Here is a 15708-nt window from a genome sequence, read left to right on the forward strand (position 1 = left end):
ATGACAGGCGGCTATGCTCATTCATTATCATCGGCTCTACCAAAATCGGTCAAAATCGTCGAGGTTGGGCCCCGTGATGGTCTGCAAAATGAAACAGCCGTACCGCTAGAAGTCAAAGTCGAACTGATAAACCGACTTTCTCAAACAGGTCTCACCCATATCGAATCTGGCGCATTTGTCTCTGCCAAGAAAATTCCGCAAATGACTGAGTCTGGTGAGGTATTTCAACAAATTCAACGCACAGCGAATGTGAGTTACTCTGCCCTTACACCCAACCTCAAAGGGCTCGAGCAGGCAATTGCGAGCAATGTCGATGAAGTGGCCGTATTCACCTCTGCTTCTGAAAGCTTCTGCCAGCGCAATATCAACTGCTCCATTGCCGAAAGCCTAGAGCGCTTTAAACCGGTAATAGATTTATCAAATGAGCACAGTATTCCGGTAAGAGGCTACCTTTCTTGCGTGATAGATTGCCCTTATGATGGCGAGACAGACCCTAATTCCGTTGCCAGCTTAACTAGACAGATGCTTGATATCGGCTGCTACGAAATCTCTCTCGGCGACACTATTGGTACGGGCACACCGTTAAGAGTCGCTGCTATGCTTGAAGCCGTGTTAGCTCACTGTCCAAAACAGCAGATTGCTGTTCACTTTCACGATACCTACGGACAAGCGATAGCTAATATCTATCAAGCCCTATTGATGGGCATTACGACCATAGATTCTAGCATTGCCGGGCTTGGCGGCTGCCCCTATGCCAAAGGTGCGTCAGGAAATGTAGCAACTGAAAATGTGGTGTATTTGTGTGAAGGGCTTGGGGTTGAGACTAGTGTTGATATGGATAAGCTGGCCAGTGCAACCCGCTATATATGCCAGCAGCTTGCGAAAGCGCCCTGATCAAAAGTCGCATTGGCTCAATCTTCAATAGCCTAACCTTCAGTCCTACTACTCCCTAAGAATGTTAAGTTCTTAGCCATATTAATAATTATAAGCTCTAGAGAAGACAACATTCAAAGGGCTGACTACACAGGTGGAAATCGGAGGACCTTTATTCGACAAGCGATAGCGGCCAAGCAAGTTCACCTAACTGGCTATCAACTTGCTGCATTTTCTGCACAAGCTCATGGGCGCCAATAGTGTTACCACAATCATAGTTATCGACAGGGAGTCGAGACTCATTAGGGTGTTTTAGCTTATGGTATTCTCCACTGAGACAAAGGGAAACATATTTGTCCACTAATGCGCTTTGCTCGGGATTAGAGTTTTTCCAATGAGTCAGCGCTTCGAAACGAATTTCCCTTGTCGAAAGAATATATTGCGTCATTTGACCAGCAGCGACAAGCGTTAATACTAATATGGTCAATACTATAACTTGTATGAGTAGCTTTATCAGGCTAGGTAAAGTCACAAAAGGCTCCTTCTTATAGAGAGGTACGGTTAGATTTATACCCGTAGTTACCATCAGTAGTCGGGTTGTAATGTCTTGTAGCTGTTGGGAATATAGCAGTACTGCTTCCCATTGATTGTGTTTTAATGAGTTTTAAGTACTGCGCTACGCTCATTTACGGATATACCTGCTCATAAGTCCCATAGGGCTATGAAAACCATATATGGACTAGCACTAAAAACAATCTAACTGATAATAACAATATTATACAAACCGTTATCTAAATACATTTTGAAGGACTGGAATTATCAATTGGCCATACGGTTGACTCGTCATCTAAATTTAGCTCGAGAAAATCAAGGTTCTCTGCTAGATCTTTATCAGGGTAATTGTTTTCTAGAACAAACATACCTAATGAGACTTTTACTCCATGGCTGTTCACAAAGCTTTGATGCGCTGCTAAATCCGTATATCGGAGGCCAAACATATCAAAATAAGGTGTCCAGTCTTTTCCTGTGAGCAAACTCAAGCTCACCAAAATAAAGTCATTTCCGGGAATAAATGACACTGAGTTCCCATTCCCATAAACCGAATGTTTATAAGAAAATTCACTGAAACCTAAAGAATTTCTTTTTTTGAGCCACTCCTCTTCACTACTTGCATATTTGGAAAATATACGTTGGTGAAGGTACAAAAATGGAAACAAGTCAAATCCATTAGTAATTGTAGAGCCATCAGATAGTGTTGTATTATGTACCCTCAACATCATTTGTATATAAAACATCATCCTATAATCATTATGTGCTGCATATTCATTACTTTTCCATAGTGCTTCGTATCGGTTTACGCCCTTATCCACTACCTTACATTGACTATTAAAAATGACCCTATAACCATTTTTGTCCGTGGCTTTAATTACATCAGACATAAAATGATAAAACAACTCCTTGTGGTTTTGTCCCGATTTTATATCGTGAATTTTCTCATCATCAACATAATGACTTTTCCATGCCACATAATATGGAAATATATTATTCGAGTTTTCACCCGCTCTATTTTGATATTTAGTCCAATCATTTTTATTTGTATTACTTACGTAGTGAACATCAAGCTGCTTGACTTGTAAATTATGTCCTAACTCATGATTATCTAGCCACCCTCTAGGGCTAATGTTTTTTGCTGAGTCCCAAGGATTTCCGCTACACCCGATACCACAATGAGCATTTTGATCATAGTTAGCATGTTGAATAATCTTTCGGGTATGTATACTTTCGTCAGTACAATCATCATTAAAATAGTTTTTGCAAGCAATCAACACCTCGCTCGATAGCGATTCTGATAGTGATTTCCCTTCTACTTTCAAACCTGCTAGAGCATGTACATTACCTAAGTGATCTTCTTTAATACCAGCTAGTAGTTCACTAGTATTTTCATAAACTTCATTAATAGCACCTAAGAATCGATCTCTACGTAAATGTTGTTCAGCAGTTTTTGTTTTTAAGTCCACATGAGGTAGTTCAGTAGTCTCTATTAATGCTTCAAACTCTTTAATGTTATCCATATCAGAGAAATCGATGATTGCAGGATGTTTTGCAACACCTTTTGCAGTGATATCTGAGCTAAGAGAGCTTGTACCTCCCACTTGAACAAATGACAAGTATATTGGCCCACCATATGGAGTTGAAAAGGACACAGAGCCACCTGCTGGAATGCTTAGCCGCTCGGTTGCTAGGTCTAACGGCGATAAATAACGACGTTCACTTCCAATTCTGTTCGTTCCAATCCTATGGTAATTGAGCTTTATCTTTACGGCATGTCCGCCTTTGTCATGACGTGTAAGCGTAATTTTTTTACCAGGTAATGCATACCAACCTGTAGTAGTCCATTGGTTAGGGTATTGCACTGAGAGAGTTTTTCTTTCTGAAATTGTATTAGGGTGCAAATAGTTAGAATAACTTCCCTTTTTCACATTCTTCTTATCAGTTACATACTGGCCTAAGTCATTCTGCATAAGGTTATCATGTCTAGCATAGCTTACTGTCCAATCTGAAAACATTGCTCTTAACCATTCGATTGGTTCGGAATGCAAAATTGGATAGTCGATATCCTTTCTATACTTATCTGACAATAAAAGTGCCGTACTAATTAACCGATAATCATCGGGATATTTTAGCGCATCAATTCCCCCTTTATCTAAGCTAATGATGGCGCTCTTTAACCAATCTGCTGCTGATTTGAATGAATCACTAAATTCAATTTTGTTGCAAGCTATTAAGTTCTGGCTGCAACCATTTACTGTAGATATATCGAAGGTTCTACTTTTAAGTGATTCAAAAAGATTTATTAGTTTAGGTAGAAGGAGTGGATTTCGCATATCATCTATTGATAAATCCACTGTCTTATGATTACTCCAATAATTGCTATAACTAATAGTTCCAGTATATTCGAAAAAAGGTCTTATAATTTCCTTCTGTTCATCATGAAAACTCGTCACCATTATAGGTATTTTAGTGTCGATTAATTTTTTAAGAGATGACTTTAGGCTATCATAACCTTTTTTTTTGTAATCATCAGAGCTAATAAGTACAAAGTCAGGTGAGTACTTATCAATGCATTGCACTAAATTAATATAGTCACACTCTCTATATGTATTAGTGCTGTAGCTGGAAAAGTGATTTTCTAACCATTCTCTAAATCGACGAAAATGGGGATAAGACCCATAATTTGGGATGTTAGAAACAACTATAGAAATAGGTGTACTGTAATCTGTCACATTTCTTCGTGTTAGCCAGTTAATGGAGTTTTGAAGGAATTTATTTGCATCCCCCGATCTTTGCGTTGCTAGCATATTCCCCCCCATCACCATATACCTATGTTCGTTCTTTTCCCCTGCTAGAATTAGGTTATGCGAACTGCTATGAGTTGAGCGCATTACAGCATGGGTTTTATCTAGATTAATAGTGTTTAGAAGAAGACTATTCCTTCCTGGTGTATAGGATAGTACATCTACATCATCGTATAATTTTTCTATTAGTGATACTCGTTTTAAATCCGTATCTTTTAACTTGTTTATAACGTCATTAGTTAGTTCTGAATTTGTTGCAAGAGAGTGATCTCTTTTCAAAATCGCAAATGAGACACTATCTTTGAACTCAAGTTTTATATTACAGCCGCCAAAAATAGGCGGAGTTACAACCTTATTTTTTTCGATTTTACTGCTGCACCCAGAGGTTTTGTATAAGTAGTAACCGTCCACTTCTGGTATTATATATGATCCTATATCACCTTCTTTTATCAGTACTGACTTGGGCTCGTTAGAGCTATCTATGTTCGATGAGATAATGATTGAGTGATATCTACTTACTTCCAGAGGAGGTGAAACATGTGCAAACTCTACAAACACACTACATGACTGTCTAATAGCAGAAGTAGTATAAATACTGTCAGCTAAAGTACCTTCACATCCTTCGATCGACTTTATAATGTATTCTTCATCAGCTTTTACCTTAAATTGGCTTACGCTCCCCTCTTTTACATTAACCTCCATTGGCGAAACGCTACCACCTTGGTTATGTACCACAATTACTTTGAACTCACTACCTTCCAATATTTCATTCTCGGTAACAACGTCCTTACAAGATGACAACAAAAAGAATAATATTAATAAGGGTAACAATTGAAATAGTTTAGTCATCGTCCAAATACACATCTGCTCGCAGAATCAAACAAAATACATAGAGTTATTTAATTTTTGTTAGCACCTCATGACTTATCAATACAGCAATGCTTATAGGCAACTTAATTAAAATGTGTGCTTCCACCAAACAATAAAAGGACTGACTGAAGGAGATGAGATGACCAGTATTTAATATAATGGAACGCTCTTTGAATACAGTGACGAACGCATATCTTTAGAATAGAGGAAGTTAAGCTTTGAATGGGAAAGCAGTAGATAGAATTACGATTTCGAAAAATGTACATCGTGACACTAAGTCGTACTGTCTACATCATAGGTGTTGATTTGTGTGTTGGGATCAAGAAAAGAATTGGAGCGTACTACGGGAATCGAACCCGTATCATCAGCTTGGAAGGCTGAGGTAATAGCCATTATACGAAGTACGCTTAATGTCGAAGACCTAGTTAATATGCCACATCTGACTGAAAAGAAAAGCGTTTTCTTTGGCAATTGAACTAAGTGGCGAACTAAGCATCAATTTACCTATAGTATGCTGTTCTTATCATCGATTTGATTAAATGTAGCTTACGAATAGCGTTGAGCTGTGACTTGGTCTTTACCTGATTGTTTGGACTGATACATCAAATGATCGGCGGTAGAAAGGTTTATATCGTATTCGTTGGTGCTATAAAATGCGCAGCCTACACTGACCGTTACCTTATCAACGTTATCCTCTTCCAACTTAACACTTCGTATTGAGGTACAGATGTTCTCAGCAAGGGCGACAGCGCCTTCATAGCTAAGGTTATTGGCGACGACAACAAACTCCTCCCCGCCAATTCGTGCAAATAGATGTCGGTGTGAGACAACGTTAGAAGTCGCCTGTACTACGCTACGAATGACCCGATCGCCCACTTTGTGACCGTGGCTATCGTTAATGTGCTTAAAATCATCAATATCAAAAATCATAATCACGATTGAGCCTGGCTGTTTAAGGCGAGCTTTCAGCTCAATGAAAAAATGCCGTCTATTACTGATACCTGTCATCTGGTCGGTTTCAGACAGTTTCTTGAGTTTCTTATTCGCCTGCTCCAATGCTTGAGTTTTGCGCTTAACAGAGATACGTAAGACAAAAATATAGGTCCCACCGACAAGCAGAATACTACCGATAATAAGGTGAGTGAGATATTCAGGGTAAACCGTATTGACATACATCCAACGATTAAAGATTTTCTCGATGTCTTTAGATTCTAATTGATTCATTGCCTGAGTGATTTGTTGCTGTAGGTCACTATTGCCCTCTTTGACCGCTGCCATGAGATCACCCGAATACAAATGGCGCACACCGACAAAGCGTTTTGGTTCTTTACGACTGTATAAGTAAAAGTTGGCAACTTGTAAGTCAGCGACAAAGCCATCAATACCGCCGGAGAAGGCCGCATCGATCATTTTTTGGTTGTTGTCGAAGTTCTGGAGTTTGAGATGGGGAAAGTGGCGACGAGTAAACTCTTCTTCATAGCCCCCGCTTACGACGCCTACAACATAATCATGCTTACCAAAGGTGAACTCATCGAGATCAATACCAATTAACTCTTGGCCAATATAGAGTTGAGTGTCGATCGACATGATAATCGGGGCATAGTCGAGAAAGCTCTCGCGGTTTTCAGACCAAAGTAGACCGGCATGAACATCTGCCCTGCCGTCAGTGACTGCATCTAACGAGGATTGCCAATCTAACAGTAGGAATTCAATCTCCACCCCGTTTTTTTCGCCATAATATTTCCAATAGTCAATTAAGATCCCATCAGGCTCTCCTTCGCTATTGATGAAAGAAAAGGGTTTCCACGCCTTAGAATTAGCAACAATGAGTTGCTTCACTTCTGGCTCTTGCGCGTAAACAGTCGCGCATATAAAGATGAAAAAGCTAACAAGAATTCGTTTCACTACCAACCTTCAAAAATAACAAAGCTCAAGGTATAAATCCTTGAGCTTCTATATAGTTATCTAATAGGTATAGTATAGATATCAATAGCTAAGCGTGCTTGAATTTTGATATGAGATCCTTATCAACAATTACTTAGCTAACTATGTTTAATTGGTTTTAAATTGAGCCATTTCACCATTCAACTCTTCAACTTGCCCACGAACCTGACTTGATATCTGCGCAGATGAGTTGGAGATCTCTGCAACACCCTCAACGGATGCAATCACCTGCCCCATAAGAGATTGAATCTCTGCCGTCGCGTGTGATTGCTGCTGCGCAGAACTGAGCAGATCTTGCATCTGTTGGTTCAGCGCTTCAATTTGATGGGTGGTTGAGCTCAGTGTTCCATAAGCTTCTTCAGTATGATTCGCCCCTTCCTCTGCCAGAGTTTTACTCTTCTCAATTTCACTCACAACTGCTCTAGTTGACGTTTGAATCGCATTAACAATATTGTTTATCTCTGTCGTTGATTCAGTGGTTCTTGTCGCGAGCATACGCACTTCATCAGCAACCACAGCAAAGCCGCGACCATATTCACCGGCACGCGCCGCTTCAATCGCTGCGTTGAGTGCCAGAAGATTCGTTTGCTCCGCTAGCCCTTCAATCACTTCGGTTACTCGGCCGATTGCTTCACTTTCTTTGCTTAATGCATCAACCTGAACGCTTGCTTTACCGATCGTGTCATGCAATGTGCCAATCGTAGTTTTGTTTAAATCTAATGCCTTTGAACCCGCTTCAATTTGCACTTTTGATTCAGCCAGCGTACTTGCTGACTGCTCTGCCTGATGCGCCGTATTAATAGCAGATTGGCTTACCTCTCCAACTTGCTGGCCAACGAGATCCATGGTCGCTTTTTGGCTATCAACTTGAGTCACGGTCTGAGCATTTGCGTTCAATAGTTCACTCATACTGCCGCTGACGGTATTCGCTTTGCTGGTTACGCCTTTGACGATGTTGGCGAGCTCATCGTTCATCTTATTAATCGATTGAGTTAAGCTTGCCAGTTCGTCACTGCCTTCAACGCTCAGTGGCGATTGGGACACATCGCCATCTGCGATAGATTCCGCTCGTTTTGATATCACCGAAACTCGGCGACCAATGCTCTTACCCATAAAGTGCGCCGTAGAGACAGACACCACGACGACAACGGCAATTGAGGCGATAAGCAGCTGCAGTACCGTGCTCACTGATTGGAAGATACCTTCCCCTGAGCGATCGGCTAACGCTTGCTGCTTATTGATGACCGTTTCTAAGCTTGAATTTAGCGACTCTACCGCTGGCACGAGTTCATTCGCCATTTTTTGGTTCGCTAAGTTCCAGTCTGGCGCTTTTCTTAACGCAACGACTTGGTCAGCGAGCGGAAAATAGAGCTGTTGCATGTCTTTAAATAATGACCACAGCCCCTGATCACTGCTTGATAGAAGCTCAACCTTAGAATCAATTTCAGCGACTGATTTGGCATGAGATTTCAAGAAATCTTGGTATTTATCTAGATGTTCCTGCTTGCCGTAAAGCAGAAAATCGCGCATAGAGGAAAGTGCGTTAGCAAGTGAGGTATAGCTGTCTGCATAGAGTCTGAATAAGCGTTTACGCTCGCCACCTTCTGTGTTGCCAGCTTCATCATTGATCAAACCTTGAAGTTGGTCCAATGCAACTTCAGCGATAGGCGCCGCTTCATTAATAAAGAGAGCATGCGCTGGAAGGTTTTCTTCACTGTGACTCATCTCAGATATTTCACTGAGTGACTGAGACACCGCACCCCACTTGGCCACAATCTCTTGGTAGCTCTGCTCATCAACTAACTCTTCGAGTGAAATCAGTAGTATCTCTACGCGGTCAATCGCTTGAGTTAGATTGTCTTGCTGAGTTTGTTGCAGCGATTCTTCACCACCAAGCAGCATGTACGCTCTTAAAGAGGACACCGTGGCATGAATGGATTGCTGAAGTGTACGGCCTGCATCAACGGTCGGAAGGTCGCGGTCAAGCAATGACCTCGTCTGTGTTTCAACCGTGCTGACGCTACGAAAGGTAAAAAATGCGGAAACGATAAAAAGTACTGCAAGTGACAGAAAACTTAGCTGTAACTTCCCTGATATCGTGAGTTTCATCCATCTAACTCCTAATATTTGGCTCGGCACCAATATAACGGCTATTACGATTATGTAAAATAGTTGTTATTCACGTTTTCTAAACTTTAGTTATAAGTGTAGTCCTACGCGAAGCAAAGCTAGATGTAAGGGAGAAAGTAAAAAGAGGACGAAAGGGATAGAAGATGAGAGAAAAAGGAAAGGCCCTTATACATTGCGTATAAAGGCCTAGAACAATTAGATGTTCGTTGTTGCTACGTAGTTAGTCAGTTCGTCATTTGAAACTGTTGTTACGTACTCATCATTTAGGTAGAACGCAACGCTATCTTCAGCTTTCTCACCACGTAGTACTTTTTGTGTACCGTCGATGTAAGTGATGTCCATCTGCATTGTGTTCTCATCAATCTGCTGCATCGTAGCGTGATCAACACTAGAGTTGTTTGACAGTGGTACGTCTTTTAGTGAACTGTCCAAGCTGCCGTTAACTTTGATGTAGTTTTTAGTTGGAGTATCAACTACAGCTGGAGACTTGCCTGAAAGTGGGTTAGTACCTGTCCAGAATTCAATTGCGTTGATCACGAATAGATCGACTGTACCCGCGATACCGTATGCAGGAGAAAGAAGTAGGAACATACCTTCACGAGCGTAACGGTTATCAACGACTTCTAGGTTGAACTTAGATACTAGACCAGTTGTCGCCATTTGACCCATACAACCTGTTAACGAAGTTAGACCTAAACCAGCAACAATTGCCACTTTCAAAACGTTAGATTTCATAATTTACCACCATCATTATTTGAGGTGGCTGATAATACTCCTGAATATTTCTAAATCCACATTCTTACTAAACATTTTACACAAAGTTTACTGTGTTAAGTTTCTGTTTTTAGTTGGGTTTATTCCTACAGATGAATAAATCATCGCTTGTAAACTCGCTGATTAATATCCAATCAAAAGACTAGGACAAGATGCTTAATTTATACGCAACCAGCATAATATCTCTCTCTAATTAATCCCCCTCCTCCATCATGTTTATCTGGTTAAGTAGTAATCAATTAGTGTTATCTGTCACAGCCAAGATCGAAATATAAAACCACTACTACAAACAATTAACAGACACATCATCTAAAATAAAAGTAAATTACTAGTGATTAATTTCAATAAATCACACTTCAATTAGCGAAATTTAGAATTGCTCGCTGGATCATATTTTCCATCAATGATGTTGCTTAGATATTTATAAAATGAATAATAGGCAAGGTTACACAAATGTAACAAAACACAACTTCATATAAATATTAATAATATAAACCTCTATTCACAGGCAGGAAAAGCATGACAAAGCGTATATCGCTGGCCGTATTGGCGAGTTTATTTGCAGGTAGCGCTGCGGCATCCAGTTTGGATGACAAAATCAACGAAGTCGTTGCACCTATCGTTAACCCTTTTGTAGGAATGATCTTTTCGACTATTCCGTTCCCTTTTACAGACGTACAGGTGCCGTGGATTGTTCTTTGGTTAGTTGTTGCAGCAACTTTCTTCACTTTCTACTTAGGCTTCATTAACGTTCGCGGTTTCAAACACGCGGTTGAGTTAGTCTCTGGTAAGTTTTCTAATCCAAAAGCGAAAGCTGACGGTGAAGTTTCACACTTCCAAGCCCTAACGACTGCACTATCCGGTACGGTTGGCCTTGGTAACATCGCAGGTGTTGCTGTAGCCGTTTCAATTGGTGGCGCAGGTGCGACATTCTGGATGATCCTTGCAGGTCTACTTGGTATGTCGAGCAAATTTGTAGAGTGTGCTCTGGGTGTTAAATACCGTAATACCAACCCTGACGGTTCGGTATCTGGCGGTCCAATGTACTACCTAAGCAAAGGTCTAGCGAAGCGCGGTAATGCTGCTCTTGGTCGTACTCTTGCGGTTCTATTCTCTGTATTTGCAATTGGTGGCGCACTTGGTGGCGGTAACATGTTCCAAGCAAACCAAGCATTCAAACAGGTTGTAGGCGTAACAGGTGGTGATGCATCATTCTTCGCAGATAAAGGTTGGTTGTTTGGTCTGATCCTTGCGGTTATCGTTGGTATCGTGATCATCGGTGGTATCAAGTCAATCGCGAAAGTAACAGAGAAAGTTGTTCCTTTCATGGCAACTATCTATGTTGGCGCTGCTCTAATCATCATTGCGATGAACTACGATCGAATCGATGACGCTTTTGCTGCCATCTTTAACGGTGCATTCACTGGTGAAGGTATTGCCGGTGGTGTAATCGGCGTTCTTATTCAAGGTTTCAAACGTGCAGCGTTCTCGAACGAAGCGGGTGTGGGTTCTGCAGCTATTGCTCACGCAGCAGTTAAAACCAAAGAGCCAATGTCCGAAGGTTTCGTATCACTACTAGAACCCTTCATCGATACGGTTGTTATCTGTACGATGACGGCATTAGTTATCATCATCACTGGTTACCTAGACACTGACACTGGTCTTGCGGGTGTAGAACTGACTTCTGCAGCATTCGGTAGTGCAATTAGCTGGTTCCCATATGTACTTGCAATCGCAGTAGTGCTATTCGCATTCTCAACGATGATTTCTTGGTCTTACTACGGCCTGAAAGCTTGGACTTACCTATTCGGTGAGAGCAAAACAGCAGAGCTTATCTTCAAAGTTAAATTCTGTGTGTTTGTTGTGATTGGCGCAGCAATGAACCTAGGTCCAGTTATCGACTTCTCTGATGCGATGATCTTTGCAATGGCACTCGTGAACATTGTTGGTCTTTACATCCTAGTACCAGAAGTTAAGCGCGACCTAGCTGACTACCTAGAGCGTTTCAACGCAGGTAAGGTTTACAAAGTTCAGCAAGAAGGCAAGCTAACGCAACAGCCAGAGTAATTCTAAGCACATCGCTTAATCATTACTGAAAACAAAACAGCAGGCCTCGGTCTGCTGTTTTTTATTGTCATTTTTTCACTAACAACAAACAAACCTTTGTTTCGCTGATTTATCACTCATAAGTATAAAGCTCTAGCTTTCGCCAAAGCCGAATTCAAAAACTAGAATGATCCTCCAGTCGTTTTCTGCCAAGGTCCAACCCCTCCCCTCTATTTCATTCTGTCGATTAGCCATTTTTAACATTTTGGTTACACTTATAAATAACCAGCGCATTTGAAATTGTTCGCTACTTTATCGGAGGTTTTCAGACAAAAACTTTCGCTACCAACAAGCAGTCAGTAGGTTATTTCAATTTGCGTCAAGAGAAGTATGAAGTTTAGGTATCTATCTTGGCCCACTATCGAAACATGATTTGTGTGCCAAAGAACATTGCTATCGGTGCGATCCACCTTTGGCGATATCAAGGAGATAGTAATGAATGTTCAGACACTTCCGATGCTAAGGTTTATTGATTTTCAAGGAGAATCAGTCAACCAGCTACCAGCATGGGCAGACATATCAACCTTAGTACGATTCTATAAAGATATGGTACTAACTCGAACCTATGACAATAAAGCGGTCGCCTTACAACGAACCGGTAAACTTGGCACCTACCCCTCTCATTTAGGTTCAGAAGCCTATGGGGTGGCGATCGGCCATGCCATGCACCCAAGAGATGTCTTCATCCCCTACTATCGGGACATGCCCGCCATGTGGGTTAGAGGCATTCCAATGGAAAAAAACCTTCAATACTGGGGCGGTGATGAACGCGGTAGTGATTTTCACGTCACACCGAACGAAGGTGAATCACCCGAGCATTGCCGTGATTTACCATTTTGTGTGCCTATCGCGACTCAATGCACTCACGCCGTCGGTGTCGCTGCTGCGCTCAAAATCGAGCACCAACACCACGCCGCCCTCGTCACGTGTGGTGATGGCGCAACCTCAAAAGGGGATTTTCTCGAAAGCATTAACTGTGCTGGGGCTTGGAACTTGCCTTTAGTGTTTGTCGTCAATAACAATCAATGGGCGATTTCCGTTCCGCGCGCGCTCCAATCTGCCGCAGAGTTCTTATCAGACAAGGCCAAAGGCGCGGGTATTCATGGCATTACGGTCGATGGCAATGATGTGGTCGCCGTACATGACTGCGTACTGGCTGCCCTAGACCGAGCACGCAAAGGCAAAGGTCCGACACTGATAGAAGCGATAAGTTATCGACTTAGCGACCACACCACTGCCGATGACGCGAGCCGTTATCGTAGTAATGACGAACTCACCGAGGCTTGGCAGTACGAACCCATCGTTCGACTAAAAGCCTACCTTATTACAAAGAACGCTTGGAGTGATGCGCAAGAACAAGCGTGGCTGACAGCATGTAAAGAGCAAGTCGAAACTGCTGTCGAGCATTACATGAACCTGCCCCCACAGGCGCCAGAAACTGCCTTTGATTATCTCTATGAACAAGCGCCACTTGAGCTCAATCAACAGCGCGACCAATTGATAAACAAAGCAATGCGAATGCAAGGAGGCAAACATGGCTGAATTGACATTAGTAGAAGCGGTCAACCTTGCACTGCATCATGAGATGGATAAAGACCCGAGCGTCGTACTCCTTGGTGAAGATGTTGGCGATAATGGCGGAGTCTTTAGAGCAACGGTAGGTCTTAAGGAACGATTTGGCCTTAAACGAGTGATTGATTCACCGCTCGCCGAAGCGCTGATTGGCGGCGTTACCGTCGGCATGGCGTCACAAGGTTTACGCCCGATCGCTGAGTTCCAATTCCAAGGGTTTGTCTTCCCCGCAATGGAGCACTTAATGTGTCATGCAGCGCGAATGCGAAACCGAACTCGCGGACGATTAACCTGCCCTGCGGTTTTTCGCGCTCCTTTTGGGGGCGGTATACACGCACCAGAGCACCACTCTGAAAGTGTTGAAGCGTTATTTGCCCATATTCCTGGCTTTAAAGTCGTGATCCCTTCCTCGCCTCAACGCGCCTACGGTTTACTACTCGCCTCTATCCGTAGTAACGACCCCGTTATGTTCTTTGAGCCAAAGCGTATCTATCGCACCGTCAAATCTGACGTTATCGACAGTGGCGAAGCCCTGCCACTCGATACCTGCTTTACCCTGCGTAAAGGCCGCGACATAACGTTAGTAACCTGGGGCGCTTGCGTAGTGGAGTCGCTTCAAGCCGCACAGACGCTTTCATCACAAGGGATTGAAGTCGAAGTGATTGATCTAGCCAGTATCAAACCGATTGATATGGACACGATTTTACGTTCGTTAGAGAAAACCGGACGTTTGCTTGTTGTCCATGAAGCGAGCCGGACCTGTGGCGTAGGAGCTGAGATTTTGGCTCGCACCGCCGAACATGCGATGTGTTTACTCAAAGCACCGCCGAAGCGTGTAACGGGTATGGATACCATCATGCCTTATTACAGAAACGAAGATTATTTCATGATTGAGGAGCAAGACATTGTGCTCGCTGCTAGAGAGCTCGTGGAGGGATGGAAATGAAAACGTTCTTATTACCCGATCTCGGTGAAGGACTTGCCGAGTCTGAGATTGTCGAATGGCACATCAATGTTGGTGACAGCGTAGAGCTAGATCAAGTGGTACTAACGGTTGAAACGGCCAAAGCAGTTGTCGAGGTTCCCGCCCCCTATTCTGGCGTCGTGGTTAGCCGTCATGGTGACGCGGGTGATGTCATCAACATTGGTGCACTGCTGCTTGAAATAGAAGAGCAACCTGAACTGGTGGGTTCTACGGCGACACAACAAAATCAAAAAACAGATGCTGCTACTGTGGTAGGTAATGTCTCTCACACTACACACCAAGTCGATGTCGATGACTTTTGGATTGGCAGCACTCATAACCCCAGCAATGAAGAGCTCGTGACTGCGCTGCCTTCTGCAAGGCTTTTGGCGAAGAAGCTTGGCGTCGACTTGAATACCGTTGATGGTAGCGGCGCAAATGGGATGATCACCGATGCCGATATCTACACTGAAGCACGTAAACAAAGCCCAGGGACAGAAGTCCTTAAAGGGGCGAGACGTACCATGGTGTCGACCATGTCAGACTCTCACCATAACGTTGCTGCGGTTACGATCACTGAAGAGGCGAGCCTCGCAAACTGGTCAAGTTCTGAAGACATTTCTGGCCGATTAATTAAAGCGGTGGTTTATGCCTGTCAGCAAGAGCCTGCGATGAACGCATGGTTTGATGCAGAAACCATGACACGGTGTGTGCATAGCAGAGTCAACATCGGTATCGCGGTAGACAGTAGCCACGGTTTGTACGTTCCGGTACTTAAACACGCGGAGACCTTTAACAATGATGATATACGAAACTGGCTTAATGAAACCGTCAAAGGGATTCGAGAGCGTAAAATTGGTCGAGAAAGCCTACAAAACGCAACCATTACTCTATCTAACTTTGGCGCGATTGCTGGGATATTTGCCACACCAGTGGTCTCTCCACCACAAGTGGCGATCGTTGGCGCAGGACGAATCATTGAACGGGTCATAATGGATAATGGCAAACCAATAGCGATTAAAGTGATGCCACTATCGATCACCTTTGACCACCGCGCCTGTACCGGCGGTGAAGCCGCAAGGTTTACCAAAAAACTGGTCGAGCATTTATCTTAGACAC

At 42.8% G+C, this 15708-nt stretch carries 10 protein-coding genes and 1 tRNA gene; 5 read left to right on the top strand and 6 right to left on the bottom strand.

Going from position 1 to position 15708, the window contains the following annotated elements; translation table 11 throughout:
- Positions 1–894: a hydroxymethylglutaryl-CoA lyase gene (locus ACHUFZ_RS17385; protein WP_394128125.1), complete on the top strand. Its 894-nt coding sequence runs from the start codon at positions 1–3 to the stop codon at positions 892–894.
- 151 nt (positions 895–1045) lie between these two features.
- Here the strand turns inward: ACHUFZ_RS17385 and ACHUFZ_RS17390 are convergent, their stop codons facing one another.
- From ACHUFZ_RS17390 to ACHUFZ_RS17415, 6 genes are all read right to left on the bottom strand, one after another.
- Positions 1046–1405, bottom strand: coding sequence for a hypothetical protein (locus ACHUFZ_RS17390; protein ID WP_394128126.1), 360 nt, complete (start codon positions 1403–1405; stop codon positions 1046–1048).
- Positions 1406–1664: 259 nt separating this feature from the next.
- Positions 1665–4991 carry an ImpA family metalloprotease gene (locus ACHUFZ_RS17395; RefSeq protein ID WP_394128127.1) on the bottom strand — a complete coding sequence of 1109 codons (3327 nt, stop codon included), beginning with the start codon at positions 4989–4991 and terminating at the stop codon, positions 1665–1667.
- 440 nt (positions 4992–5431) lie between these two features.
- A tRNA-Gly gene (locus tag ACHUFZ_RS17400) sits at positions 5432–5506 on the bottom strand.
- Between the two features lie 139 nt (positions 5507–5645).
- Complete coding sequence (locus ACHUFZ_RS17405) at positions 5646–7004, bottom strand: transporter substrate-binding domain-containing diguanylate cyclase (protein WP_394128128.1); 1359 nt, start codon at positions 7002–7004, stop codon at positions 5646–5648.
- Between the two features lie 147 nt (positions 7005–7151).
- Complete coding sequence (locus ACHUFZ_RS17410) at positions 7152–9152, bottom strand: HAMP domain-containing methyl-accepting chemotaxis protein (RefSeq protein ID WP_394128129.1); 2001 nt, start codon at positions 9150–9152, stop codon at positions 7152–7154.
- 216 nt (positions 9153–9368) lie between these two features.
- Positions 9369–9908, bottom strand: a complete 540-nt coding sequence (locus ACHUFZ_RS17415; protein ID WP_053439852.1) for a DUF3332 domain-containing protein — start codon at positions 9906–9908, stop codon at positions 9369–9371.
- Positions 9909–10466: 558 nt separating this feature from the next.
- Here ACHUFZ_RS17415 and ACHUFZ_RS17420 point away from each other — a divergent pair.
- From ACHUFZ_RS17420 to ACHUFZ_RS17435, 4 genes are all read left to right on the top strand, one after another.
- A complete protein-coding gene (locus ACHUFZ_RS17420) occupies positions 10467–12014 on the top strand; it encodes an alanine/glycine:cation symporter family protein (RefSeq protein WP_394128130.1) in 1548 nt (515 codons plus the stop codon).
- Between the two features lie 474 nt (positions 12015–12488).
- Positions 12489–13595, top strand: a complete 1107-nt coding sequence (pdhA, locus tag ACHUFZ_RS17425) for a pyruvate dehydrogenase (acetyl-transferring) E1 component subunit alpha (protein WP_394128131.1) — start codon at positions 12489–12491, stop codon at positions 13593–13595.
- Complete coding sequence (locus ACHUFZ_RS17430; protein WP_134836400.1) at positions 13588–14571, top strand: alpha-ketoacid dehydrogenase subunit beta; 984 nt, start codon at positions 13588–13590, stop codon at positions 14569–14571. The genes pdhA and ACHUFZ_RS17430 overlap by 8 nt, the downstream gene beginning before the upstream one ends.
- On the top strand, positions 14568–15704 hold the full coding sequence (locus ACHUFZ_RS17435; RefSeq protein WP_394128132.1) for a dihydrolipoamide acetyltransferase family protein: 1137 nt from the start codon (positions 14568–14570) through the stop codon (positions 15702–15704). Before ACHUFZ_RS17430 ends, ACHUFZ_RS17435 begins: the two co-directional genes overlap by 4 nt.
- Positions 15705–15708 lie beyond the last annotated feature (4 nt).

It is taken from the genome of Vibrio hepatarius (assembly GCF_043642085.1).
Lineage (GTDB): Bacteria > Pseudomonadota > Gammaproteobacteria > Enterobacterales > Vibrionaceae > Vibrio > Vibrio hepatarius_C.

Bases quoted from the DNA above. Each gene is read 5' to 3' on its own strand.
- ACHUFZ_RS17385 (WP_394128125.1), top strand. From the start codon at position 1: ATGACAGGCGGCTATGCTCATTCATTATCATCGGCTCTACCAAAATCG.
- ACHUFZ_RS17410 (WP_394128129.1), bottom strand. From the start codon at position 9,152: ATGAAACTCACGATATCAGGGAAGTTACAGCTAAGTTTTCTGTCACTT.
- ACHUFZ_RS17415 (WP_053439852.1), bottom strand. From the start codon at position 9,908: ATGAAATCTAACGTTTTGAAAGTGGCAATTGTTGCTGGTTTAGGTCTA.
- ACHUFZ_RS17420 (WP_394128130.1), top strand. From the start codon at position 10,467: ATGACAAAGCGTATATCGCTGGCCGTATTGGCGAGTTTATTTGCAGGT.
- pdhA (WP_394128131.1), top strand. From the start codon at position 12,489: ATGAATGTTCAGACACTTCCGATGCTAAGGTTTATTGATTTTCAAGGA.
- ACHUFZ_RS17430 (WP_134836400.1), top strand. From the start codon at position 13,588: ATGGCTGAATTGACATTAGTAGAAGCGGTCAACCTTGCACTGCATCAT.
- ACHUFZ_RS17435 (WP_394128132.1), top strand. From the start codon at position 14,568: ATGAAAACGTTCTTATTACCCGATCTCGGTGAAGGACTTGCCGAGTCT.